The organism is Thermobacillus composti KWC4, assembly GCF_000227705.2.
Classification (GTDB): domain Bacteria; phylum Bacillota; class Bacilli; order Paenibacillales; family Paenibacillaceae; genus Thermobacillus; species Thermobacillus xylanilyticus.
Genome location: NC_019897.1, coordinates 3,464,331 through 3,488,897, shown reverse-complemented (window position 1 = coordinate 3,488,897; position 24,567 = coordinate 3,464,331). Strand labels below are relative to the sequence as shown.

Annotated in this window: 22 protein-coding genes; 10 read left to right on the top strand and 12 right to left on the bottom strand. The window is 56.5% G+C overall.

Features of this window, described 5'->3' with window-relative positions; genetic code table 11:
• Window positions 1–261 precede the first annotated feature (261 nt).
• Entirely contained in the window at window positions 262–1,773 is a 1,512-nt protein-coding gene (locus tag THECO_RS16045) for a hypothetical protein (protein ID WP_041853721.1), read from the top strand.
• A gap of 182 nt (window positions 1,774–1,955) precedes the next feature.
• Here the strand turns inward: THECO_RS16045 and THECO_RS21265 are convergent, their stop codons facing one another.
• Window positions 1,956–2,510: a TlpA family protein disulfide reductase gene (locus THECO_RS21265; protein WP_015256081.1), complete on the bottom strand. Its 555-nt coding sequence runs from the start codon at window positions 2,508–2,510 to the stop codon at window positions 1,956–1,958.
• A 15-nt stretch (window positions 2,511–2,525) separates the two neighbouring features.
• Entirely contained in the window at window positions 2,526–3,041 is a 516-nt protein-coding gene (locus THECO_RS16035) for a MauE/DoxX family redox-associated membrane protein (RefSeq protein WP_015256080.1), read from the bottom strand.
• A 327-nt stretch (window positions 3,042–3,368) separates the two neighbouring features.
• Between THECO_RS16035 and THECO_RS16030 the strand changes: the two genes are divergently transcribed.
• From THECO_RS16030 to THECO_RS16010, 5 genes are all read left to right on the top strand, one after another.
• Window positions 3,369–4,649 (top strand): ABC transporter substrate-binding protein, encoded by a 1,281-nt coding sequence (locus THECO_RS16030; RefSeq protein ID WP_015256079.1) that lies wholly within the window; start codon window positions 3,369–3,371, stop codon window positions 4,647–4,649.
• Between the two features lie 50 nt (window positions 4,650–4,699).
• Window positions 4,700–5,449 carry an ABC transporter substrate-binding protein gene (locus THECO_RS16025; protein ID WP_041853961.1) on the top strand — a complete coding sequence of 250 codons (750 nt, stop codon included), beginning with the start codon at window positions 4,700–4,702 and terminating at the stop codon, window positions 5,447–5,449.
• Entirely contained in the window at window positions 5,362–5,964 is a 603-nt protein-coding gene (locus THECO_RS16020) for a type 2 periplasmic-binding domain-containing protein (RefSeq protein ID WP_157373599.1), read from the top strand. Before THECO_RS16025 ends, THECO_RS16020 begins: the two co-directional genes overlap by 88 nt.
• Before the next feature lie 229 nt (window positions 5,965–6,193).
• Window positions 6,194–8,731, top strand: a complete 2,538-nt coding sequence (locus THECO_RS16015) for a beta-mannosidase (RefSeq protein WP_015256078.1) — start codon at window positions 6,194–6,196, stop codon at window positions 8,729–8,731.
• A 288-nt stretch (window positions 8,732–9,019) separates the two neighbouring features.
• Entirely contained in the window at window positions 9,020–9,694 is a 675-nt protein-coding gene (locus THECO_RS16010) for a response regulator transcription factor (RefSeq protein WP_041853959.1), read from the top strand.
• Window positions 9,695–9,735: 41 nt separating this feature from the next.
• Here the strand turns inward: THECO_RS16010 and THECO_RS16005 are convergent, their stop codons facing one another.
• The 4 genes from THECO_RS16005 to THECO_RS15990 form a co-directional block, all read right to left on the bottom strand.
• Complete coding sequence (locus THECO_RS16005) at window positions 9,736–11,550, bottom strand: ABC transporter ATP-binding protein (protein WP_015256076.1); 1,815 nt, start codon at window positions 11,548–11,550, stop codon at window positions 9,736–9,738.
• A gap of 129 nt (window positions 11,551–11,679) precedes the next feature.
• Window positions 11,680–12,906: an IS110 family RNA-guided transposase gene (locus tag THECO_RS16000; protein WP_015255917.1), complete on the bottom strand. Its 1,227-nt coding sequence runs from the start codon at window positions 12,904–12,906 to the stop codon at window positions 11,680–11,682.
• 506 nt (window positions 12,907–13,412) lie between these two features.
• Complete coding sequence (locus tag THECO_RS15995; RefSeq protein WP_015256074.1) at window positions 13,413–13,967, bottom strand: TlpA family protein disulfide reductase; 555 nt, start codon at window positions 13,965–13,967, stop codon at window positions 13,413–13,415.
• A gap of 18 nt (window positions 13,968–13,985) precedes the next feature.
• Entirely contained in the window at window positions 13,986–14,498 is a 513-nt protein-coding gene (locus THECO_RS15990; RefSeq protein ID WP_015256073.1) for a MauE/DoxX family redox-associated membrane protein, read from the bottom strand.
• A 216-nt stretch (window positions 14,499–14,714) separates the two neighbouring features.
• On the opposite strand from THECO_RS15990, the gene THECO_RS15985 reads away from it, so the two are divergent.
• The 4 genes from THECO_RS15985 (at window position 14,715) to THECO_RS15970 (ending at window position 20,307) form a co-directional block, all read left to right on the top strand.
• A complete protein-coding gene (locus tag THECO_RS15985; protein ID WP_015256072.1) occupies window positions 14,715–16,004 on the top strand; it encodes an ABC transporter substrate-binding protein in 1,290 nt (429 codons plus the stop codon).
• Between the two features lie 360 nt (window positions 16,005–16,364).
• Window positions 16,365–17,462, top strand: a complete 1,098-nt coding sequence (locus tag THECO_RS15980) for an extracellular solute-binding protein (protein WP_015256071.1) — start codon at window positions 16,365–16,367, stop codon at window positions 17,460–17,462.
• A 100-nt stretch (window positions 17,463–17,562) separates the two neighbouring features.
• Window positions 17,563–18,777, top strand: coding sequence for an AbrB family transcriptional regulator (locus THECO_RS15975; protein WP_041853955.1), 1,215 nt, complete (start codon window positions 17,563–17,565; stop codon window positions 18,775–18,777).
• A gap of 153 nt (window positions 18,778–18,930) precedes the next feature.
• Window positions 18,931–20,307 carry an MATE family efflux transporter gene (locus THECO_RS15970; RefSeq protein WP_015256069.1) on the top strand — a complete coding sequence of 459 codons (1,377 nt, stop codon included), beginning with the start codon at window positions 18,931–18,933 and terminating at the stop codon, window positions 20,305–20,307.
• A gap of 79 nt (window positions 20,308–20,386) precedes the next feature.
• Here the strand turns inward: THECO_RS15970 and THECO_RS15965 are convergent, their stop codons facing one another.
• The 6 genes from THECO_RS15965 to THECO_RS20695 all read right to left on the bottom strand — a co-directional run bounded on the left by THECO_RS15965 (window position 20,387) and on the right by THECO_RS20695 (window position 24,565).
• Window positions 20,387–21,280, bottom strand: a complete 894-nt coding sequence (locus tag THECO_RS15965) for a hypothetical protein (protein ID WP_015256068.1) — start codon at window positions 21,278–21,280, stop codon at window positions 20,387–20,389.
• 67 nt (window positions 21,281–21,347) lie between these two features.
• Entirely contained in the window at window positions 21,348–22,469 is a 1,122-nt protein-coding gene (locus tag THECO_RS20705; RefSeq protein ID WP_015256067.1) for an ATP-binding protein, read from the bottom strand.
• Window positions 22,470–22,619: 150 nt separating this feature from the next.
• A complete protein-coding gene (locus tag THECO_RS15955; protein ID WP_041853954.1) occupies window positions 22,620–22,817 on the bottom strand; it encodes an ABC transporter permease in 198 nt (65 codons plus the stop codon).
• A 63-nt stretch (window positions 22,818–22,880) separates the two neighbouring features.
• On the bottom strand, window positions 22,881–23,423 hold the full coding sequence (locus THECO_RS15950; RefSeq protein ID WP_015256066.1) for a PadR family transcriptional regulator: 543 nt from the start codon (window positions 23,421–23,423) through the stop codon (window positions 22,881–22,883).
• A gap of 450 nt (window positions 23,424–23,873) precedes the next feature.
• Window positions 23,874–24,260: a hypothetical protein gene (locus THECO_RS20700; protein ID WP_015256065.1), complete on the bottom strand. Its 387-nt coding sequence runs from the start codon at window positions 24,258–24,260 to the stop codon at window positions 23,874–23,876.
• Window positions 24,248–24,565 carry a PspA/IM30 family protein gene (locus THECO_RS20695; protein WP_015256064.1) on the bottom strand — a complete coding sequence of 106 codons (318 nt, stop codon included), beginning with the start codon at window positions 24,563–24,565 and terminating at the stop codon, window positions 24,248–24,250. The genes THECO_RS20700 and THECO_RS20695 overlap by 13 nt, the downstream gene beginning before the upstream one ends.
• Window positions 24,566–24,567 lie beyond the last annotated feature (2 nt).

The following is a 24,567-nucleotide window of genomic DNA, read 5'->3' as shown; positions in this document are numbered from 1 at the left end:
TGTAGGAATTATTCGCATAGCACGTGCCGCTGCAATACCACGTTCCGCCGGTGCACATTCATATTCACCTCCTTTCAAAAAACTAAGCTTCTCGGAAATTCATTTCCGTTGTGGACTCTAGCTTTCTGGCCAGGGTCCTTTATTGTTTCACCCCCAAAATAGGGATGCGAACAAACTTTCCTCTTGACATTTTCGAAACTCCCCAACAATCGCCGAGAAGGCATTTTTTTACTGCCTATCTCTAGAAAATTGGGTGATTGTGTGAAAATCGTTTCTCGTTCTCACCAGGACTACTTGACCTTCGTAAGCGATCAACTGCGCAAGGAGTTCGACACCCCGGAAGCCATGTTGTTCTTGCAACACTTCTATCGCGACTTGATCTTCTGGATCACGCCGATCGATCTGTCCGCCACCGCTTCCTTGATGCGTTCGGCTTACTCCTCCAATCCCAGAGGCCGCAAGCCCCACGATCCCGCCGACATGCTCCGCTGCATGTTGCTCTTCACCAAGCTCGGGCTCAGTGTCGATGACGGAGTCGTCGCGCTGCGAACGACGCCGGTCTATGCCATTGTCTGCGGCTTTAAACCCGGTGAGACGCCGGGTGTCGGAACGTTCTACGACTTTTTCCCCCGGCTTTGGCGGGCATCCACTCCGCATAAGACCGGGCGCGTCAAACGCCGCTTGAAGAAGCCGCGGAAGAAGGGCAAAAAGAACGAAAAGCAAGAGCCCAAAAACCCCAAGATTACGGAGAAACTCGTCTCCCGCATCCTGCGCGAGGGCAAGATCCACTACGCCCCCAAGGAGCACGACCTGCTGCAACAGTTGTTCCAATCCCTGTTTGTCCTGCCTTCTGCGGCAAAAGGATTGCTTGGCGATACGAGCGCTTTCCGCGTCATCGGCGACGGATCTCCGGTTGAAACCGGCGCGCGTTCGTACGGCAAGTTCCTTTGCGATTGCCGCAAGTCGGGCAACTGGAAATGCTCCTGCAAACGGCAATTTTCCGATCCGGATGCCGATTGGGGCTGGGACAGCTATCGCGAGAAATATTACTACGGGCGTACGCTCTACATGTTCACCGCAGCCGACAGTCCTTACAATTTGCCCGTGTACCCGCGATTGTTTCGCGCCAGCCAACATGACTCGGTGTCATGGATCTGCGGCTACCGCGAGCTGCGTCACTGGTACTCGGACTGGAAGGTGGGAGAGGCGCTCCTGGATTCGGCCCACGACGCCCTCCCGATCTATACCATGCTGGAACACGATGATGTTTCCGCCATCATCGACCTGAATCTCAGGCGTTCCGGGCATACGGTATACAATGAAATGAAAATTGGCTCCGATGGCGTTCCTGTCTGCCCCATTGGACGCAAGATGGTCTGCTGGGGCAAGTGTTCCGGGCGACAGCGCATCAAATGGCGCTGTCCCGCCAAAGTCGGCAAATGGGAATGCCCGACTCCCTGCTCGCCTTCCGATTATGGAAGAACGTTCTACACATCCACCGCGGATAACCCGCGCCTGTTCCCGCGCATCCGCCGTGACAGCAAGGAATGGAGAAAGCGTTACGCGCTGCGAACCGGAGTGGAGCGTTGCATCAAGCGCCAGAAAGTCGATTACAACCTGGAAGCTTCGCGCGGGCGCAGTTCCCGCCACTGGAACATTCGCGTGTACTTGATCGCCATGTGCCAGCATGCCGACGCGTGGCTGGAAGAAGCGAAGAAGCAGAAGCAGCTCGTCTCTGTCGAGCAATGGCTGGAAGGCTTGGCGGCAGCTTAACGCCAAAGGACTTCATAGCATTTTTTAAAAAATGCCCTTTTGAGGGTTCTTTGGCATGCACATTCTTGAAAACAGCTTTCATAGGCGCCGCTTCATCGACATTTCTGCCTCATTCACCCCTCATTCGGACTCAGAACGACTGCTTAATTCCGAGCTCCTATAAAACGTCGTTTACGAGCACATCAGCTTGCCTCTGACAACATTCGTTCCATATAAGAGCCTTCGAACAATAAGAGATCCAGCATCTCACCTGTAGGGATCCCTCCTTTTGCACAGATGGTTCCGTCACGGGAGACATAGTATGCGAATGGAAAGATGTTCACTTTCGTATGAGTGAGCGTCTCTTGATCAGCATGGAAGACCGGGACGCGTATGGCGTGTTCTGTGATTTTGGTGGTAATGGCATCTGTATTGCCTTCGACGAACAGCAGCAAATTCACGTCATGATTCTCTGCAAACCCCGAGACTACAGGATATATTGCGTTGCATACGCTGCATCCGGCAGATGTGAAGAGCATGATGGCGGGCTTGCCGGAATCGAGTTCCTCCCTCAGCCAACGATTGTTCATGGATCGAATTTGAAGTTCTGGAAACTGATCTTTGACGGGCAGCCCGTAACTCTGTAATTGCAGCACTTGTTCTTTTGGTTTCATTGCCGGTGAATTCAAGTAGGATAGTACGAGCAGCAACACAACCGACCATAGTACGAAATGGGAAATGAATTCTACAGATTCCATTGAAAACTCACCTTGTCAGCCCGTTTGTTTTGTGACGGAGTGTTTCACAATACTGGATGTCAAAATGTAAATCACGATATAGCCTATTGATGTAAACGCTTGGTATACAAGTTGCTGAGCAGGGATAGTGTCAATTGTTATTGATTCGACAATCAGCAAGTAAAGGATCATCCCGATCAAAACGACCAGACGAATTAACGTGGAAACGCCCATTTTCTCGGGCAAAAGATTACCGAAGCAGTTGCAATCGGGTTGTTTTTTCTGGTAAACGGCTCTGCTGACGACTGCAGCAAACGCGATGAACAAAAGAAGTACCGCAACTTGTCCGACCATCTGCACTGGAGGAATAATAAGAAAAAGACCGAGAATAAGTTCTAAGGCGGGAACCAACCAGCCCAAAATTTTAATTTGGTTTCGTTTCACGCCGATTTCGAACAGTGTTTTTTGGAAGTTTTTTCGCGAAACAAACTTGGATATCGAGGAAATGATCAAGATGCCTGATAAGACCAGCGTGATGTATATGGAGACCATGAAAATCCCCCTTTTTCACGAATAATTGAATTGTCGTAACCAAGAACAATCATACAATACACCGATTATTTTGTTACCGCTTACATTTTGTGATTATGGTGAAAATGTAATTGCGTATTAACCACAGTTTATTTGCGGAAAAAACCATATAAATAACAAAAAGAGAAAATACGGTTCTCGTTGTTTGCAATGGAATCATAGTATAAACTAACTATTAAGTATAGATTCATCCAGTATTGAGAGGGAAGGAGGCCTAATATGAGGGTGCGGGATCTGCACATATAGCAGATCAAGTAGAACGACAAAATCTACCGCGGGGGTATTACAATGTTAAGAACGTATATCCTGATTGCCGCAGCAGCGCTTCTGCTGGCTGCCTGCCAGTCCGCCTTGCCTGTACAGCCGAATGCAGAGGAACCGACTTATACCGGCACGCTGCGGGTCGGGCTGCATGGCGAGCGATGGGCCCGCGACCCGTATCCGGCGGGCGCTGACGGCTGGGCCAATCAGACGCTGCAGGAACGGTCGAAGATGTTCATGGAACAATATCCGGGCGTGGAAATCGAGTTCGTCAACGTGGCGTACGACCGGAATTTCGAGCAGATTCTGGCGGATCCGGGGCTTATGCCGGATATTCTCGAACTGACCGTGTTCGAAGCCCGTCTCGTGCGGGATCGCATCGAAAGTCTGGCGCAGCGGATCGAAGCAGAAGCGGTACGCTGGCAGGGCGATTACATGAACGTGATCGAGCTTGCGAAGGTGGACGGCGACTCGATCCTGCTGCCGCTGACAAGCGACCCGTTGCTGGTGTTCTACGAGACGAATGTGCTGGCGTCGAACGGGGTGCCGCTGCCGGAGGAAGGATGGACGCTGGTTGATTTCGCGGCGGCCGGCCAGCAGTTGACCCAAGCCGGTCATGGGGTCGGGCATGCGTTGACGCTGAATGCGATGGAACCGTTCATCAACGGGCTCGGCGGGCAATTTATGAGCGCGGACGGCCGGATAACCGGAGTGTTCGACAGTGAAGCGTCGGTGCAGGCGTTCGTCCGCTATGCGGAACTGCTGCAGGCTGCATCTGGAGACGGACAGGCTCCTTCCGGCCCGGTCGAAACGGTGCTCCGCGTCGAGCGGGCGTCGAGCACCAGCAGCACGCTCGGACGGTATTCCGCCGCGCCGCTGCCCGATGCGCCGGACGGCAAGCGATACAACAACGCGCTTATGACCGGACTTGCGATCCTGAAGGATTCCCGCCAGCATGAACTGGCCTGGGAATATATGCGGTATGTGCTCGGGGAAAGCAGCGACGAAGCGCTGGACAACGTCGTCCTGTATACGTTGGAGAAGTTCGGCCGCACGCTCAATTTCCGCAACGGGCAGGAAGCGCCGCAGGTGTTCGAGGATACGAAACGCTGGATGCGGCACGAGATCACGTTCGCTCCGCCCGCCGCGTTCGATTTGGTCTGGTATGACGGCAACCGGGAAGGGCTGGCGCCGCAGCGGCCGCTTCAGCAATTGTACGGCTATACGAATGCCGAGGCGGCAAAGTCCGATCTTGCCTTGTGGGCGCAGGAACTGCAGGCGCATGCGGAGGCGTTGTCTGCGCCGTAACGTTGGCGCGGCGGCTTGAGCTGGGGGAATTTTGGGAAGGAGTTGTTCGTATGAGCGTACGCATGAAGACGGCGGCCGCTCTCTTCACTGCGATGCTGTTATTGGCCGCCTGCCAGTCCGGCATAGTGCAGCCGGATGCAACGGAAACGTCCTGCAGCGGCACGCTGCGGGTCGCACTGTTCGGCGGATATTCCTTCCAATCGACGCCTTATCCGGCCGGAAACAAGCCTTATCCGATCCACGACCGGATAAAGGCTTTCATGGAGCAAAACCCGAATGTACAGATTGAAGTGACGGACTTCCCTTCCCTTTCTGCGAAGCCGACCGCCGTCCGGGAGGCGCTGGACGATCCGGACGGGTATGACATCATCGAGATGAACATTCATGAAGCGCGGCTCGCCGGAAACGGACGTCTGTCCAGCCTGGAGAGCCGCATTCAGGAGAATAAGCCGCGATGGGACGGCGATTACGCGAAAGTGATCGAACAGGCCGAGATCGACGGCATACCTTATCTATTGCCGGTTCGAAGCGATCCGATGATGGTCTACTACGATCGGCTGGCTTTTGCACAGCTTGGCCTGCCCGAACCCCGGGAAGGATGGCCGCTGGAGGAATTCGCATCCGCTGCGAATCGGCTGGCGGAAGCGGGCTTGTCTGTCGCATTCCGATCGATTTCAACTCGGCGGAGCCCATCATCCGCGGACTCGGAGGCGTGTACACGTCACCTGATTATCAGGACATCGAAGTTTATCTGGACAGCGGCGAGACCGTCGAGGCTTTCGTCCAGTATGCCCGCATGATGCCCGGACACTTCGTAAGCGGAGCGTTGCTTTTCCCGAATCGGGTGGCTTCCCTGGGAATGGTGCGCGCCACCGAGATGCATCATGTTATCCGCTCCGATGCGGGCGACTACCGGATGGTTCCCTTACCGGTTTCGCCGTCTGGCGAACGATGGAACACATCGCTTCTGACCGGGCTTGCCATCCCGGCAAGTTCCAACCAGCAGGAGTTGGCCTGGGCGCTGATGTCCTTCATCGTCGGGGACACCAGCGAGGCCGCCATGGATTTCCTGGCGCGCAATACGCTTGAAGTTCATCACCAGGTCTATCGCGACGAACCGGATCCGCGCGACGACGAGTTGCGGGCGTGGATCCGAAGCGAAGCAGTCACGGCCGCCCCGGCTTCTTTCGATCTGTTCATGACCCTAAACGGTGCGTACGACGCGAATTATCCGTATCCGTCTCAGCGAATCGGCGATTATAACGATTCTGCGATCGTGCGAGAAGACTTGAACCTGGCGGCGCAGTTCCGTTAGTTTAGTTATCGGTTAGGATGCATATTTGACAAGATAAGGTCTCTCAGTTCCGCTAGGATGGCGGATTGAAGCCAGCGCTAATGGATACATCTTAAGCGGAATCGATCTCCTTCCACTCCCCGTGCAACCCCACCGCCCGGCTGTGCTATAATGGAGAAGACCGTTCCAGGCCGGCCCGCGCCCGAAGAACGGACGGCCATCGGACGAACACGGAAGGAGCATTCCCGAGATGGAACTGAAATCGCTGTGGCGCCTGCACGGTTTCGATGTCGGACAAGTCCGGCCGGAGACCATCGCGGCACCCGGTCTGGACGACCGGTTCTGGATGACGGCCGCCGTGCCGGGCGACGTCCACACGACGCTCATCGAGCGCGGCGTCATCGACCACCCTTACTACGGTCACAACGATCAGAAATGCCGCTGGATCGAACAGAAGGAATGGTGGTACCGGACGCAGTTCGAGTACGCGAAGACGGAGGAGCCGGGTACGCGATACGAACTGACGTTCGAAGGACTGGACACGTTCGCCACCATATTCCTGAACGGACGGGAGATCGGCAGCACGGACAACATGCTGCGAGCGTTCACGTTCGACGTGACGCGGGTTCTGGTGAACGGCAAGAACACGATCGCGGTCAAATTCGATCCGGTCAGCCTGCACAACAAGGACAAAGAACAGTTCCAATGGTCGTCCTACACGAAAGAGCGCCCCTGGATCCGCAAGGCGGCGATGAACTTCGGCTGGGACTGGGGCCCGCGCATGATGACGACGGGCATCTGGGGCCGCGTGCGGCTCGAGAAGAAGCGGTTCGCCAGGCTGGACAGCGTCTACGCCCGGACGATGTCCATTGACGGCGGGGAGGCCGTCGTGCGCATCGATGCCGAAGCGACCGCGTTCCGCGGATTCCGGGACCGCCGTCTGACGTGCGAAGTGTCGCTCGTCGACCGGGAAGGCCGCGCCGCGGCAGCCGGCACGATCGCCCTCGAAGGCGGCAAGGGCGCTGCGGAACTTCGCGTGGCGAATCCGCATCTGTGGTGGACCCACGATCTCGGCGAGCCGTATCTGTACCGGCTTGAAGCGAAGCTGCTCGTGGACGGCGAGGAGACCGACCGTTACGAGGCGCCGTTCGGCATCCGCACGATCGAACTGATGCTGAAGGATGACGCCGGCCACAACGCCTTCGCGTTCAAGCTGAACGGCGTGAAACTTTTTGCGAAGGGGACGAACTGGATTCCGGCGGACCACTACATCGGGTCCATTCCGGACCAGCGCTACCGCGACCTGATCGATCTGGCGGTGTCGTCCCATCAGAACATGCTGCGGGTATGGGCCGGCGGCATTTACGAGAAGGACGTCTTCTACGATGAATGCGACCGGCGCGGCGTGCTCGTCTGGCAGGACTTCTGCTTCGCGAACGCGCTGTTCCCGGATTTCAACAAGAACTTCATGGACAACGTCCGCGCCGAAGTCGAGTACAATGTGCGCCGGCTGCGCAACCGCGCCTCGCTCGCGCTCTGGTGCGGCAACAACGAGATCGACTGGCTCGTCGACATGAAGACGTCGGGCGGCGACATCGACTGCCCGTTCTGGGGCGAGACGATCTACCACGAACTGATCCCGGACGTGCTGGAGCAGCTCGACCCGAGCCGGCCGTACTGGCCGTCTTCGCCGTACGGCGGCAACGACGCCAACGACCCGGACGAGGGCGACCGCCACAATTGGCAGGTCTGGCACGGCTCGGTCTATCCGCGCAAGTTCGGCGAGCCGCCGATTCTCGATTACAGCGTGCAGGGCGTCAGCTTCAAGAACTACAAAAAAGACTTCGCCCTGTTCAGCAGCGAGTTCGGCATGCACGCCTCGGCGAACCGGTACACCCTGCAGAAATGGATCCCGGCCGACCAGTTCTACTGGGGCAGCGTCGAGATGGCGTACCGGAACAAGGACACCGCCCATCAGAAAGGCATCCTGCTGATGGAAGGCTACACCGGCATTCCGAAGGACATCGAGGAGTACATGAACTTCTCCATGCTGACGCAGGCCGAAGGCTTGAAGTACGGCATCGAGCATTATCGGCGGAACAAGCACCGGACGAGCGGCTCGCTCATCTGGCAGCTGGGTGACAGCTGGCCGGGGACGAGCTGGTCGATCATCGACTACGAGCTGCTGCCGAAGGCGGCGTACTACTACGCGAAGACGTTCTATCATCCGGTGCTGCTCTCGATCGACCACGAACCGGGCGATCCGCTGAAAATCTGGGTCGTGAACGATACGCTTGACGCGCTGATGGGAAAGGTAAAGCTCTCGGTGTACGACTTCGCAGGCTCCTTGCTCGGCGAGCACGAGTGGCAGGCCGATGTACCGGCGGGCGGCGCGGTGCAGATCGGCGAACTTGCGGAGCAGGATGCGATTCTGACCGGCCGGCCCGAACAAGTTTACGTCCGCCTGACGGCGGAAGGGTTCACGGCCCCGGCGAACGGCTATTTCCTCCGCGATCACAAGGACCTCTTGTTGCCGCAGGCTGCGGTCCGCGTGGCGAAGGCTGGAGCAGAAGGCGAGGTCGCGGTGACGGTCGAGGGCGGGCTGGCCCGCATGGTGAAGCTGGAACTTCCGGCCGGCAATATCCGGTTCAGCGACAACTATTTCGACTTGCTGCCGGGTGAATCGCGCACGGTGCGCATTACGCGCGCAGACGGTACGCCGGCGGATTTGACGGGGTTAAGGGTCAGCGCCGTTAACAGTCGGCAGGCCGAAACATTAAACGGATGAAATGAATAGCCGAGACGTTTACGAAGCCGGACGCGTTTTCGCGTCCGGTTTTCGGTCTATGCTTGTGCAATCAGAGGGCAGCATATTCCGGGCAACATCCAGTCGCTCCATGGCCTTGTATTTCAGCGGCAGTCTGCAGCCGAAACATTGAAACGAAGTCAAACCATAACTTACAAGTAAACTATTTACAAAATACTAACAATTGGTTAACCTATTTAATGGAGTATATTTTACAACAAGGAGGTTAGGCGTCGATTCAATCTACCATTTCATTTTAGAAGGGGGATAATGATGAGTAATGAGTTGACGAGACGTGAGCCGGAAGAAGCGGTTAAAGTCATGGTCATCGATGTCCTGCCTTCCGTTATCGAAGGAACACGACGTCTGCTCGAGATGGATCCGCGTTTTAATGTATGGGGGTATACCGAGGTTGATCGAGCAATAGCCGAACTCGCCGTCCGAGACTTCTACTGCATCTTAATTGATCTGTCATTTCCAAATGTAATCAATGCGATCAAAAAGTTAAGCGCTTACAATCCGCTGGTGTTTGTCTATACGGATGAAGATCCATCACCGTACTTTAATAGGTTGGTCGATGCAGGTGTCATGGGTTTCATTTACAAGACGAGTGACAGCAATCAATTGTTGCAGGAATTGAGTCAAGCGTTGCGTGGCCAATCGAATATTCCGATCCGACTGCTTCGCGAACTACGGAGGATAGTTGCTTACATTGAGGATGGAAAGGGGATGAAACGGGAAGCGATCACGGAACGTGAAGAGCAGGTGCTTCAATACCTTGCATTGGGATATACGTTACGTGAAATTGCTGGAACGTTGTATGTGAGCTTGCGTTCTATTGAGAAGACAATCGCCGACCTTTACCGGAAATTCGGAGTATCGTCCCGAAGAGAATTGTTGCAGAAAGCACGACAAGCCAAGCTACTGCCGCAAGTCAGTTTATAATCGGCAGAAGAGCATGGTAGATAAGCTTATCTGTGCTTTTCTTATTTATACCATTCGGCTTGTGCACGGTACATGCGGCTGTATTCGCCGCCCAGTTTGAGTAATTCGTCATGATTACCCTGCTCGACGAGTTCGCCGTCCTTCAGCACGAGAATATGATCGGCAATCCGGCAGCTTCCGAGCCGATGAGAGATCAGAAACGTCATTTTGCCTTCGGACAATTCTGCGAATTTTCGGAAAAGCGCTTCTTCAGCCAGAGGATCCATCGAGGCGGTAGGTTCGTCCAAGACAATAATCGGGCTATTTTTAAAGAACGATCTGGCCAAGGCGAGCTTCTGCCATTGACCGACTGACAGTTCCGTACCGCCTTCGAACGCTGGACCCAGCAATGTATCGAATCTTGCCGGGAGAGAGTCGATCACTTCGGAAGCGCCGGAACGGGCGGCGGCCGTCTCCATGGCGGCGAAGTCCGATAATCGGTTGACGTCGCCGTAACCGATGTTCTCTTTCGGTGTGGACTGGAAGCGAAGGAAGTCTTGAAATACGACGGCGACTTGCTCGTGGAATGAAGAAGGATCAATCTCCTTCAGTTCGACGCCGTCATATTCGATTCTGCCCGCATAATTCCGGTATAGACCAATCAGGCAATTAACCAGTGTACTTTTCCCAGAACCGTTTTCGCCCACAATAGCAACAGTCTGGTTCGGTTTAATTGTAAACGTAATATTTTTCAAAACGGGAGCCGGACTGGTCGGGTAACGAAAGCTTAAATTTTTAACAGCGATTCCTTGCATGAGATGCCCATTGAACTTGTGCATGGATACAGGCGAACGTAGGTCTGTCTCAGTATCTTCGGTATCCAGGAAGACGTAAAACTCATTCATGATTAACGCATCCTCATATAAAGATGACAGGTAGAACGCTAACATTTTCCATTGATTCTGGGCAGAGACCAGTACTTGATAAATGGCTACATAATGCCCAATGGTCAGGCCTTTACCGGCACAAATCCATACGGCATACAATGCGAAAAGAAATCCGAGCAGACTCTGCATACTTTCCAGGGCTGTCCGGGCTTTAATTGAGCGCAGTTCGACTTTGCGTTGTTCTGAGGCGTTCTTCCAATAGATGCTGCTCCATTCTTGCATGAGGGTTTGGCCGAGGTTGTAAATGCGGATCTCCTTGGCAGATGCCCGGTTCGTGAGCAAATCGAACAAATATTGTAAGCGTCGCGTGAAGGGAGTCTGGAATCGGAGTAAAACGAATTTCCATTGTCCGATTTTCACGTTTACAAGCAGAGCAGGAAGGACAACCAACAACATGGCAAGTGTCAGCAATCCATTAAAATGACTCAGGAGTACGATGAAAGATATCAGGGTTAGAATGGATTGTCCGGCTGAGAACAATTGATCAACAACCCGACTGCCGCTGTAGGAGATTGTCGATCTTGCGCGCTGCAACTGATCGTAATAAATCGCCTGATCGAGACGCGACAACGGAATCGAGACGGATTTACGGGCAAGCAAGGTTTCCATCGTGCAGCCAGTCTTTTGCTGCAAGAGGAGCGTAATATATTGTGCTGCTAATTCCATTGCAACCGAGACAAGACCGATGATGAAAATGCAGGCCAAGTAAGGCAAAACCGACTTGACCGGATTCGAGCCGGCCAGGACGGCCGATACTGTATCGGTCAAAACCTTGGTAAAGTATATTTGAATGGACGGGGCAATGGCAGAAGCAATTTTCAAGAGAAGCAAGAGCAGGAAAAGCCACGGAGAGGAGTGCCATGTAAGTAAGACAGTTCGCTTGAGCGCTTGGGCTGTCATAAAGTGTTTATTCGACATTAAAGCTGACACTACGGTCCCCCCCAGTATAGTGCAGGACGGTTAATGTTTTACTTTTCTATCCCGAAAATAATAGTCGCTAAAAAGCACAAAAAGGCCAACCCACCGTTACATCGCTTCAAATTGGAAAATGATAGGGGATTATGCGGTTTGCTCCCGTTCTTTTACCATAACGTCATATCCTAACATTTCCAACTTCCGTATCGCTTGTCGGGCCATCTGTTCACGCCGGCGTTCTTCGTAATAATGAGGCCCCAGTTCGTTGTAAACCTGTTTTTCCTTTAGCAGATGGTAGACGATGGTCAGGATCCGATGGGCCACCGCCACAGCCGCCCGATTGGCCCCTCGTCTGGCGGCAATGCGATGATATAGACTGGACAGATACGTGTGTTTCGTTCGGACTGCTGCCCGTGCCGCCTCGATGAGAGCGCTCCGAAGCTTCGGATTCCCTTTGGTCGTTCGCCCGGACTTTCGTTTCCCAGCACTTTCGTTGTTCCCTGGAGCCACCCCCGCCCACGAACACAAATGAGCGGCAGACGGAAAGCGGCTCATGTCGGTCCCCGTTTCAGCGACAATTTGTTCCGCCGTCCGCCGGGCCACCCCGGGAATGGTGTCCAGCCGCTCCAGGTCTTCCTCAAAAGGGAGCATCCGCCTCTTGATCTCCTCGTCCAACTGTTGAATCAGCGCGTCCAGTTCATCGACGTGCCGCAGTTGGGTTTGGAGCATCAACCGTTGGTGCGGGCCGATCAGTCCTTTGAGCGCGCGCTGGAGATCCGCTTTCTTGTTCTTCAGACGCCGAAGTGCCAACTCCGACAAGGATTCCGGATCAACGTTACCGGCTATCAGCGCTTCGATCATCGCACGCGCCGATTTGCCCAGAATATCGCTGGCTACCGACGACAGTTTGATGTTGGCGCCTTCCAGCACTTTCTGAATCCGGTTGACTTCTCGTGCCCGCTCCTCGATCAGACTACGGCGGTATCGGATCAACTCGCGAAGCTCCCGTTGATCACGCGGCGGAATGAAGCTGCCTCGGAGCAATCCAAGCCGGAGCAACGAAGCGATCCACTCGGCATCCTTCACATCGGTTTTTCGTCCGGGAACATGCTTGATATGTTGCGCATTGACGACCAAGGTTTGAATCTCTTCCGTCTCCAACAGGTTATAGACGGGTTTCCAGTAGGAACCGGTGCTTTCCATGGCGGCGTGGGTGCAACCTTTGCTCTTGATCCAGTCCACCATCTGCAACAGATCGTCGGTCATGGTCGAGAATGTGCGGATTTCTTTCTCGTCCGGCGTGATAATGCAGGCCACGACCGTCTTTTTGTGGACATCCAGTCCACAGACATGGCTGTAGACGACATCCATGATGGACAATCTCCTTGCGGCTTTGTCGATTGAGGGCTGGTGCAACGACCACACATGGGCCATTCTATCCCGCGTGCTTCCCGAGGGAGCGACAATCTGTGGTGCACCTGGTCGTTGGGGTCCGTCTAAGAGTCGGGCTCGCAGCACCAAGAAACAACGACCTCCCTCCACCAGCCGCAGGAATATTGTACCGCATTCGTCCATTTTCATCATCTGCTGGTGCCGCATTAGCGGCATGGGGGTCTAAGATTCATTAAACCGAACTTTGACACTGAAGGTTCTTGAAAGTGAACAAAGACCAGAAGCCGAGCTTCCAGCCTTTGTTCCTTGACATCATACGCACTCGCAGTATTGCGCGCAGGTTCTGCCCGTGTAGTAATCAACGTAGGTCCTCACGTACTTGTTGTTCCCACAGGGCGTGCTGGTGCAATATCTTGTCGTCACTCTGCACTCTTCCATTTGACTCACCTCCTTTCAAGAGGGCGCTGGCATGGTGTGTAATCGACTTAACCGGCCGACAGCCATTGCGTTTCCGCATGCAAACCTTCGATCAACAAGAGCTCCAGCGCATCCGCATCGGGGATTCCACCTTTGGCGGAAATGATTCCCGCGCCGGACAGATAGTAAGCGAATGGGAAAATCGTTACGTTTAATCGATCCAGAGTGTCATCTTCCAAATGGAAAATAGGAATTCGAATGTCGTGTTCCCGAATTTTATGTTCAATAGCTGTTATGCTACCTTCTACGAAGAGCAGGAGGTTGACATCCTTTCGGTCCGCATATGCGTTTAGCAACGGATATAATCCGTTGCAGGCTTGACATCCGACTGAGGTAAACAGAAGTACAGATGGCTTTCCTGTGCCGGTTTTGTCACGTATGGAATCGCCATTAAATGACTGGATGTCAAGCATCGGCAATTTTTGTTGCAGCGGCAATCCGAAATTCTGCAAATCCAGCCTGTTCTTCCGTTTCCATGGTTGCGGCATATGCATGTATCCGACGACAAGCAACAATACGACAATCCACAGTGTAATGTGGGATACAAGCTCAGCGTTTATCACTTCTGCTGCCTCCTTCTCTTATGAGGCTCTCAAGGCTTTAAATTGACGAATGACCTGAGCGGACAGGATGTAGATTGCAAACCATCCGGTTGAAGCTAGGACCTGAAAGATCAGTTGTTCAACTGGCAGCGCATATAGTTCGACCGGCTCGGAGGCGATAAGGAACACCGTTACTCCGATGAGTACGATCAAACGAATAAGCGTTGACGTGCCGAGTTTTTCGGGAAGGAAACTTCCAAAGCAGTTACAGTCGGTATCGGTTTTCTTAATGATGGCTTTGCCGACCACAGCGGTAAATCCGAGCAGTAGGATAAGCATCGTGATTTGACCTGAACGTTGTCCGCCAGGTACGACCAGAAGCAAAGCCGTTAATATTTCAATGGAGGGAATAAACCACCCCAAGAGGCGTACCTGTCTTCCCCGTATGCCCAGTTGAATCAATGTTCGATGAAATGTTTTCGGAGAGACGAATTTGGACACGGACGATGTCAGGAATATGACAGCCATGAGAAAAGTAAGATATGAGGCCACGAAGTTCCCTCCCTCTATATCGAAGCGCTTTCATCTTTTTAATCCCATTATACCCTGCGTTTTTATTCTTGTATCCGAACAGTTTGATCGCAATAGTCGAGAAAAATGAGCTATAAAACCGCACTTAATTAGCGGAAGACCTTAAGTATAATAGGAATATAATTAAATAATGGGATCATTGTTATTAAATTTACAATCTTGTAGAGGGGGAGCCCAATGATAAAGCGTAACCTTCTGACGCTAATTCTGCTGCCGTTGCTTCTTCTGACAGCGTGCCAATCTACACTGACCCTTCAGCAGGAGGAAGAAAAGACGTATACCGGCACTCTTCGGATCGGTACTCACGTATTTCCGCCGATGACCAAGCCGTACTCCCCTGTGAGCACCAGCTTTGCCGAGGTTTGGGACGAACGGTCGCTGGCTTTTATGGAGAAGTACCCAGGCGTACAGATTGAATTCATCGGCGTAGACTACAACCAAAATTTTGAGCAACTGCTGGAGAATCCATCAGAGATGCCGGACATTATGGAACTGACGGTGAAAGAGGCATGGCTGTCCGCGCTCGATCATATCGAGAGTCTTGCGGATCGCATCGAGGAGGAAGGTCCACGTTGGAACGGCGATTATTTCAATGTAATCAAAGCAATGGAGATTAATGGAGAGTCGTACCTGCTGCCTGTCAAAAGCGCCCCGATGATCGTGTACTATCGGCCGGATCTGATGGCAGCCCATCAGATTGCCGAACCGCGTGACGGATGGACATTCGGCGAATTCGAAGAAACGCTGCGTCGTCTTGCCGCCCAAGGGCTGGGGACGCAATTGCCCGATACGCTGAACGCCATGGAACCGATCATCCGTGGGTTGGGAGGAAAGTACGCCTCGTCCGATCTGCGCGTGTCGGGCGTCCTGGACAGCGATGCGACGGCCGAGGCGTTCGCGCAATACGCGGCCATGCTTCGGGAATCGTCGTATGCCGAAGAGATGGCACTACGCGTTGTGCGCTCAACCGAGTCGCTCCGTGATATTTTTGAAAAACAGTATGCAATCGCTCCGCTGCCTTCGACGGTGGAGGGCGTGCGGTATAACGCATCGCTGATGACGGGACTTGCGATCTCGAAGCATTCACAGCAGAAAGAGCTGGCTTGGGAATTCATGAAATTTCTGCTCGGCGAATCCAGTGACGAAGCGATGGATTTCATCGTGAATCATACGCTCGAGAGTGACGGTGTGCATACCCGAATCGGCCACAATCCGATCTATGAAGAGCTGAAACAATGGATGAAGCACGAAATCACGATCAGCCAGCCGGCGACCTTTGATCTGGTATGGTACAGTGATCCATCTCGTGACAATATCGTGCCGCAGAGGACGCGTGAACAGTTGGAGCGTTACACGGATGCCGCGGCTGCTCAAGCTGATTTGACGTTGTGGGCACAGGAGATTGAGATGCGTGCTCCGTTGTTGTCGTCGGTTGTCGGAGGGAATAAGGCGGGTGGTAACGAATAAATCGCATTCCGGACGATTCGGCAGACCGATACGTTATACGAATGGAACGAACAACACGAACATCGTATTGGAAACCGCGCGCTAAGGGGCATCCGGTTTCGTCACTTCCATTCTGCCAATCTGGGAAGGAGCGGTAACATGATGAAGGGCAGATTGAAAGCGGCCTGTCTGGCTGTCCTGTCTATCGGTTTGACGGCCTGCGGGATTGAAGGGATAGTGCCGTAGGTCGATGTAGGCGAAACCTATACCGGCACGCTGCGCGTCGGATTGCATAGCCATGTATGGAAGAAGGACCCGTACCCGCCGAGGGGAAAAGCCCATGAACGCAATCACCCGTTCCACGTCCGGTCCGAGGCGTTCATGGAGAAACACCCGGGGGTGAAAATCGAGTTCATCGACGTCGATTACGAGCGGAATTTCAAGCAGCTCCTCGAGGATCCATCGCAGATGCCGGACGTGATCGAGCTGACCGTGAACGAAGCGCGCCTGCCCATGAAGGGTCGTATTGTCAATCTGGCTGATCGGATTGAAGATATGGCGGACAAGTGGCAGGGCGATTACATGACCTTGATCGAGTTTGCCGAACTGGAAGGCGAAGCGTATCTGCTGCCGATCCGGAGCGAACCGATGATGGTCTTCTATATTACCGACATCTTCGAGAACAAAGGCATTACGCCGCCCTGGGACGGGTGGACGTGGGACGATTACTTGAGCATCGGACAGCAGCTGGTGCGCGAAGGTCATGCCGTATGGAATCCGCCTTCACTGAACGAGGTCGAACCGTTCATCGTCGGATTCGGCGGGAGATACACCGACGCGAAACATCGGATTGCGGGCGTGATGGACAGTCCGGAGACGGTGAACGCATTCGTCCGCTATGCAGAAATCTTGAACGCCGTATCATCAGCCGAACAATTTACGAGCGAATCGGCCTTTATGAATCGTGGATTGATTGTCGGCAGAGCGTTAAGAATCCGGGAGGAATACGAGCGGGTATCCATCGCGCCGATCCCCGAAGCGCCGGATGGCCGGCGGTACAATAATTCGCTGATGACCGGGCTGGCTATCACGACAACGGCTCAACAGCCGGAGCTGGCCTGGGCCTATATAAAGTTCATGCTCGGCGAGTCAAGCGACGAAGCGATAGATGCCGTCGTGAACTATACGGTTGGGGCAAGCGGGGCCGACAGCTCGTTCCAACCGATCGTCCGCAAACCTGAGACCCTCGAAGAATTAAAACAGTGGCTGCGGTACGAAATTACGATCTCACCGCCCGCTTCGTTCGACTTCGCTTGGATGGATCGCGGGTCCCGCGCAAGTTCTGCGCCGGGACGTCCAATTCCGCAATATTACGCGTACACCGACGTCAATACGGCACAAGCCGACCTGACGCAATGGGCGCAGGAAATCGAAGCCTATGCGGCGACGTTCGCCGGGCAGACTGCAAGCGGCAGGTGAAGGCGAGGCGCTGAACGAAGTCTGCATCACGCATGAATGTCCCTGACGGCGAACGCCGCAGGGATATTTTATTGGGCAATCCTCTTCCCGGCATGTCATAATGGAAGACAGCGTATCGGACATCCGGGAGGAATACATCGTGGAGCGGGCTTACTGGAAAGTGTTAACGACTTTCGCCGCCGGGGCGGCAGGAGGCGGGCTGTTCGCGATGCTCGGCTTGCCCTTGCCGTGGATATTGGGCGCTGCGTTCGCTGTGATGGTTCTGAACACGGTGCGGCCCGGGCTGGCAGCCTGGCCGCGCCTCATGGGCGACGCCGGCGTGGCGGTCGTCGCTTACGTGCTGGGAAGCGCGATGACGTTCGAGACGGTACGGACGATCGCGCAAGGGCTGCCGGCCATGCTGCTGGCCGCAGCGCTATGGACGGCCGTCTGCACGGCGATCGGGTTGCTGTTCGCGAAGGCGACGGGCTTGAGTGTCCAAGACGGCGTGCTCGGCAGTATGCCGGGCGGACTGACGCAGATGGTGTTGCTGGCGGATCAAATGCGGGGCGCGGATGCGGGCATCGTGGCGATCATGCAGACGTCGCGCCTGATCGTCGTGCTGTATATGGTGCCGTTCCTCGCGGCGCTGTTCGCCGGCGGCCCCGCGGCGCTTGGCGGCGCGGCCGGGGCAGCGGCAGGCGGAGGAATAGGGATCGGGGCCGATGACGGAACGGCAGGGATCGCAGCGGACGGCGTCGCGGCCGCGGCTTCGGCTGCTGACGGCGTCTGGACCGGGCTGCCGCCCTGGGCCGGTTATGCCGCGCTGCCGCTCGTGCCGCTGGCCGCCTGGCTTGCCCGGCGGATTCACCTGCCGGCAGGCGAGTTCCTCGGCCCGGTGCTGGCCGTCGGCGCGCTGGCAGCCGCCGGTTTCCCGTGGCCGTCCATGCCCGCGGTGTTGCTGGCGGCGGCCCAGCTTGCCATCGGCATCTATATCGGCCAGCGCGTGCAGCCCCGCATCCTGCTGACGAACCGCAGATTCGGACCGCTCTCGCTCCTCTCCGCCTGCCTGCTCGTCGCCTTGACGGCGCTGGCGGCATGGGGATTGTCCGCGGCAGCCGGCGGATCGGTCGCGACGTGGTTCCTCGCGCTCGCGCCCGGCGGGCTCGGCGAGATGGCCGTGACGGCGCTTGTGCTGGACGCTGACGAATCCCGGGTGACGGCCTATCAGTTGTGCCGGCTCCTGTTCGTGCTGCTGGCCGCGCCGCCGCTGCTCAAGCTGGCGTTCGATCGCGGGAATCGGAAGACGGCAAGGGCGGTATCCGAGAGGCGATGAGATGCTGCTTCACCGAAGCGTTAACCCGCCCGGCTGGTTGCATCGTGATCGTTTGCGTTGAAAAATGCCTGTATCTCCGGACAACGGACGCTTATAATGTGATACGACGACACGAATTCACTGGTGCTTGTCCGGGAGGTCAAACGATCACGCATGTCTACCGCACGCAAATATACGCTATGGGCGCTCGCCTGGCCGATCTTCCTCGAACTGTTCCTGCAGTTCATGCTCGGCGCCGCCGACACGCTCATGGTCAGCCGAATATCGGACGACGCCGTAGCCGTCGTCGGCTATTCCAATCAGCTGTTCAACGGCATCTATACGATCTTCCAGGCTATTGCGGGCGGCGCGGGCATTCTGATCGCGCAGAAGCTTGGCGCCAAGCGGGAGGGCGACGCGCGGACGATTTCCGTTCTGGCCCTCTACATGGTATCGGCGGTCGCGGTCATCTTCAGCCTGCTGCTCGCGTTCAAGCCGCTCTGGTTCGCGCGGCTGCTCCGTTTTCCCGGAGAACTGTTCCCGCTGGCCGAAGTCTATATCGCGATCGTCGGCGGCGGCACGCTGCTCGTCGCGGTCATGTTCGCGCTCGGCACCGTTATCCGGAACACGGGCAATACGAAAGGGCCGATGATCGTCTCGGTCGGAATCAACGTCCTTCACGTCGCGCTGAACTATGCCTTCATCACCGGTTCGTTCGGCTTCCCCGAATGGGGGCTGACGGGCGTCGCGATCTCAACCAACGTCAGCCGGGCGATCGGCGTCGCGGTGCTGTTCTGGATGTTCCTCAGCGCGTTCGAGACGCGGATTCGCCTTCGGGATTTCCGGCGGTACGACCGCAAGCTGCTCGCCGCCGTGCTGAAAATCAGCTGGCCGCTCGGTGTCAACGGCGGGAGCTGGTGCTATTCCCAGATCGTCATTTTCGCGTTCATCGCGATACTCGGCTCCCGGGAACTCGCGGCCCGCACGTACATGAACACGCTGGAATCGTTCTGCTTCATGCTCGGCTGGGCGTTCGCCATGGCCGTGCAGATTCAGATCGCGCATCTGTACGGCGCCGGCAAGTACCGGGAAGCCTATCGCAGCGGATACCGCGCGACGCTGATCGGCCTTGCGGTCGTTACCGTCAACGCGGTCCTGCTGGTGCCGCTCGGCAAGCCCGTGCTGGGGCTCTTCACGGACAACGCCGATATTGTCCGAATGGGCGTGTCGCTGCTTCTCCTCAACATCGTCCTGCAGCCGGGCAAAATGATCAACATGGCGATGGTCAGCTCGCTCAACGCCGTAGGCGATACGCGTTTTCCGATGGTGGTCAACGTGATCGTGCAGTGGTCGGTTGCCGTCGGGCTGTCGTGTTACTTGGGGCTTCACCTCGGGTGGGGGTTGACGGGCATCTATATCGGCATGATTATGGACGAATACGTGCGCGGGGTTACCGTCACGTTGCGGTGGTGGCGGCAGAAATATTTGCGGCGCGCCGGAGGGACGGCGGCAAGCGCCGGCGCCGCGCCGCTGGCGGCGGCCGACGGCTGAGCGGAGATCGCGATGGCTCCCTTCGCCCGGGACGGGCAGAGGGAGCCTTCGTCGTGCGCGGCCGGGCATGGCGGGCCGGCTATCGCTGCGCTTTCAGGTACGTCTCGATCAGCTGCAGCGCGTTGTCGGCGCGCTCGGCGTCGCGCCGGATGCCGACGATGAAGCGGTCCTTGTGGAGCGGCAGTTCGCCGATCAGCGGGCTGTCCGTCAGATCGATGCCGTAAACATGCTCGCCGTTCTCCTCGCCGCCGAACGCCTTGACGGCGGCGTCTTCCGGGAGCAGGGAAGAGAATCTGCCGGCCGCCAATTCGTCGAGTTCCATCAGAATGCCGGTCTGCGCGAGCCAGGGATAAGTCTCGCTGTCCAGAATGTAAATGTCCGGCTTCTCCGTGGCGAGCAACACCGACGCCTTCTGGAGCATCGCGATGTCCAGTTCGCTGCGCGCTTCCAGGGAGAACGTGAGCAATTCCAGCTCCACGCGCTTCCAGTCCGGAAAATGGCCGAGCATGGCGGCTTCAAGGTTTTCCGTGTCCGCGCTGCCGTCCGGGACAAAAAACTGACCAAGCATCATACCGTACACATCGATGGGCGGCAGCGCGGCAAGACGGGCCTGTTCTTCCTTGTGCTCGATATAGGCGTTGATCCCGTATATGATGACTCCGATGAGCAGAATGGCGCCGAGCGTGTGCCATTTGTAGTAGCTGAAGAAGTGGTCGATTTTCTCGGCCAGTCCGGCGAACTGTTTGTACTTGCCGTATTGCTGCTCGGTCAGCTCCGAGACGACCTGCTTCTCTTCCTGCTCCAGGATGAAACGGTAGGCGCGCGTAATCTCCGCAAATTCGGGGCTTTCCCCGCCGCCTGCCCGGATGCGGCGCCGTTCCTGACGCAGCAGCATGTCGTAGCGTTTCTCCACCATTTCGCGTGTTGCGTCTTCGGGAAGTCCGAGCCGTTCGTACGCTGTCTTCAGATCCATCTGTCGGTTCACCTCTGGCAATTCTACGATGTCACCGGCCGCAGGTTTCACGCGGATGCAGAGACGATCACGCCGGGTCGTCTCTGGATATGTCCGGCGGACGGCCTTCGACCGGCAGGTAGAGGGTAAACGTCGTGCCTTCGCCTTGCCGGCTTTCCACCTCGATCCGCCCGCCGTGGTTCCGCATGATTCTGTAGCAGACCGTCAGTCCGAGGCCCGTGCCGTTCTCCTTCGTCGTGAAGAACGGACTGCCCAGCCGGTCCAGCTTGTCCGGAGGGATGCCGATTCCCTGGTCGGCAATCCGGATTGCGGCGGTCTCCTGATCCGCGGCGGCCTCGATCGAGAGCGTTCCGCCGTTTTCCATCGCTTCAATGCCGTTCTTCACGATGTTGATGAGCACCTGCTTGATCTGATTCTCGTCGCAATAGATATAGGCCGTCTCCGATATCGCGCGCACCGCGATCTCGACGCCGCGCATGACGGCCTGGGGCTGCAGCAGCAACACGACATGGCGGATCAATTGCGCTATGCGGGTCTTGGCGTATTGCACGGAGCTGGGGCGGGAGAGCACGAGCAGTTCGCCGAGAATTTGCTCGATCCGTCCCAATTCCTCCAGCATGATGGTGAAATAGGCGTCGCGCTTGGCTGCCGAAGACGAACCCGATTTGAGCAGCTGCAGAAACCCCTTCAGCGAAGTCAGCGGATTGCGGATCTCGTGCGCAATGCCGGCGGCAAGCTGGCCCGCGGCGGCGAGCTTCTCCGATTGGAGCATGTGCTCCGCCCTGCTCAGCGTGTCCGCATCCCGCTTCAGCCTCCGGATCTCCTCTTCCAGATGAACGGCGGCGGACAAATCTTCCACTTGCAGGATGCCGGCCGCAGGACTCCCTCCGCCGTCTCCTTCTCCGTCATCCAGAAGCGCAAGGTGGACGTGCAGCCACCGTGGTTCTCCGGCGGGCGGTTCATACCGGCATTTGGCCGACAGCGGTTCCAGAGGCTCGCGCCACGGCAGATCCGGGAACAGGTCCGGCACGGTGCGCCCGGCAAGCTCTTCCGGCCCGAGCCTGAGCATGCCGCACAAGGCGGGATTGGCATCCGACAGCCGCCCTTGACGGTCAACGAACGCTTTGCCGATTCGATCGTGCTGATATGCAAGTTTATAGAGCCGGAAATCGTCCCGAAGATTCACCATTCAACTGCAGTCTCCCGTAACAAGATGACCGTCAGCCGGCGACGAATCGTTGCGGGGCCGGCCGGTTTCCGGTCTCGGTACGGATCGTTCCGGATGGCGCATCTTAAGACGTTCGATCCGTCTCCATTATCCATCACCCCGGACTGTTTTTCAATCTTTCACCAAAAAACGGCAACGGACGCCTTCTTGATCCCATCGGAATGTGGCGGCCGCGACGGCCAGACAGACGGCCGTGAATCCGGCGAGCGCCGCGGCAGAGGTCCAGGTGTCGGCCTGCCGGCTTCCGTGCACCGCCGCGGACAGCAGGTCGACGAAATGCGAGAACGGATGGAGGAGGCTTGCAGCCATCGAGCTGATACGCGGCAGCCGGGCGTTCGCGGCAGTTGCCGACCGCAGTCCCGGGTCCGGAGATCAGTCCGTCTTTTCCTCCTGCAGCAGCGCGATCAGACGTTTCAAATAGGCGATGTCCAGTTCCAGCACGCCGATGGCGTTGTCGAAGGCGGCCATGACGATCGGCGACAGACCGTAGCTGCCTTTGATCTCCCGGCCTACGAGCCATTGCTCCCGTGTCCGCTCCACTTGTTCCAGGTTCTGCTTGAGCAGCCAGATCGCCTCTTCCCGCGGTACGGCGTCGATCCAGGCGAGCCCGAGCGCCAGATCGGATTTCATCGAGTGGGGGCTGAGCGTCAACGCTTCGCGGACCATCTCCCGGAATTGCGCCTCGCCGTCTTCCGTAATGGCGTAAATCTTGCGCAGCCGGTTGCCGTTCCGCACTTCCGCCTCGGTGCGGATCAAGCCGTCCTGTTCCAGCTTGCCCAGCGCATAGTAGATGGAACCGGAGAGCAGATTCGCCCAGTCGTCCATGCGGCTCTGCTGAATCAACTGCTGAATTTCATAGCCGTGCATCGGCCGCATGCGGAGAAAGCCGAGCACGATCAGATTCGTTACATTCACAGCGGCATGCTCCTGTCTTGAAGCTGGATATCCAACGTTGGTTATTTGATCTCCACTATACGGTTGAACGGGCCGGGATGTCAAGGTGGACGGGGGATGGATTCGATGGTCGGTCTGCCGAAGGATGCGCTCAAGGTGGTGCATATTTGCACCAAAATCAGGCGATGCAGAGCGCTTCTTGCGAACGTAGTGCAAATGTGCACCAGATCAGGCCGTTCATGCCGGTTGCCGGAAAATTTGGTGCAGAAATGCATCAGATCAAGCCTCACACGCCAATACCCGAATTATTTGGTGCAGATATGCACCAAACCAAGCCGTTCCCGCTCTTCCCGGCAAATATGGCGCGAATGTGCACGACATGGCTTTCACGAATCCCCGGTGCGGCGGAGGCTGCGGAACGGCACGGAAGGCCCCGCGCCATGGCGCGAAGCCTTCCATCCCGGATTGCTGTCAATTGGCGGTCGACTGCTTGCGGCGAAGCGCTTCGAGCTGCTCGTCGACCTGCGCGGCGTCGACGGTGTGCGGTGCGGGAGGGTTCCAGTATCCGCCGCGGGCTTTGCGCGACTCATTTTCCGCCTCCCACTGCAAAATCTTCTCCTCAATCCGCTCGAACCCGCGCGCCGCGGCACGCCCGATTTCGGAGATGCCGTCGATCGCCTTGATGCCGAAACCCCAATGGCCGGTCCTGGCGCCCGCTGCAGCCGCCTTCTCCGCCCGTGCGGTCAGTTCGAGGCGCTTCTCGCGCAGCCGGGCCAGTTCCGCCTTCGCCTGCTCGATCTTCGCTTCCAGTTCGGCGGCGCGCTCGCCGGCTTCCTCATGCCAGGTCAGATATTGCACCGCCTTCTGCTCGAAGGCCAGCTTTCCACAAGGGCCGCTCTCGCTTCGGCTTCCCGGCCGGCGGCCAACGCTTCGGATGCGCGCGTCTCCAGTTCGGCGGCGATCCGGAGGTATTCCTGGTGACGGAGCAGCGCGGTCCGTTCGACCGCCCGCTGGCTGAGCAGCGCTTCCTGCGCGTCGTCCAGCTCCTCTTCCATCTCGCGGATGTAGTGATTCAGCATCATGACGGGGTCTTCCAGTCTGTCCAGCGCTTCATGGGCCGTAGCTTTTGCGACGTCGGCGAGTCGTTTCCAGAGGTTGCTCATCG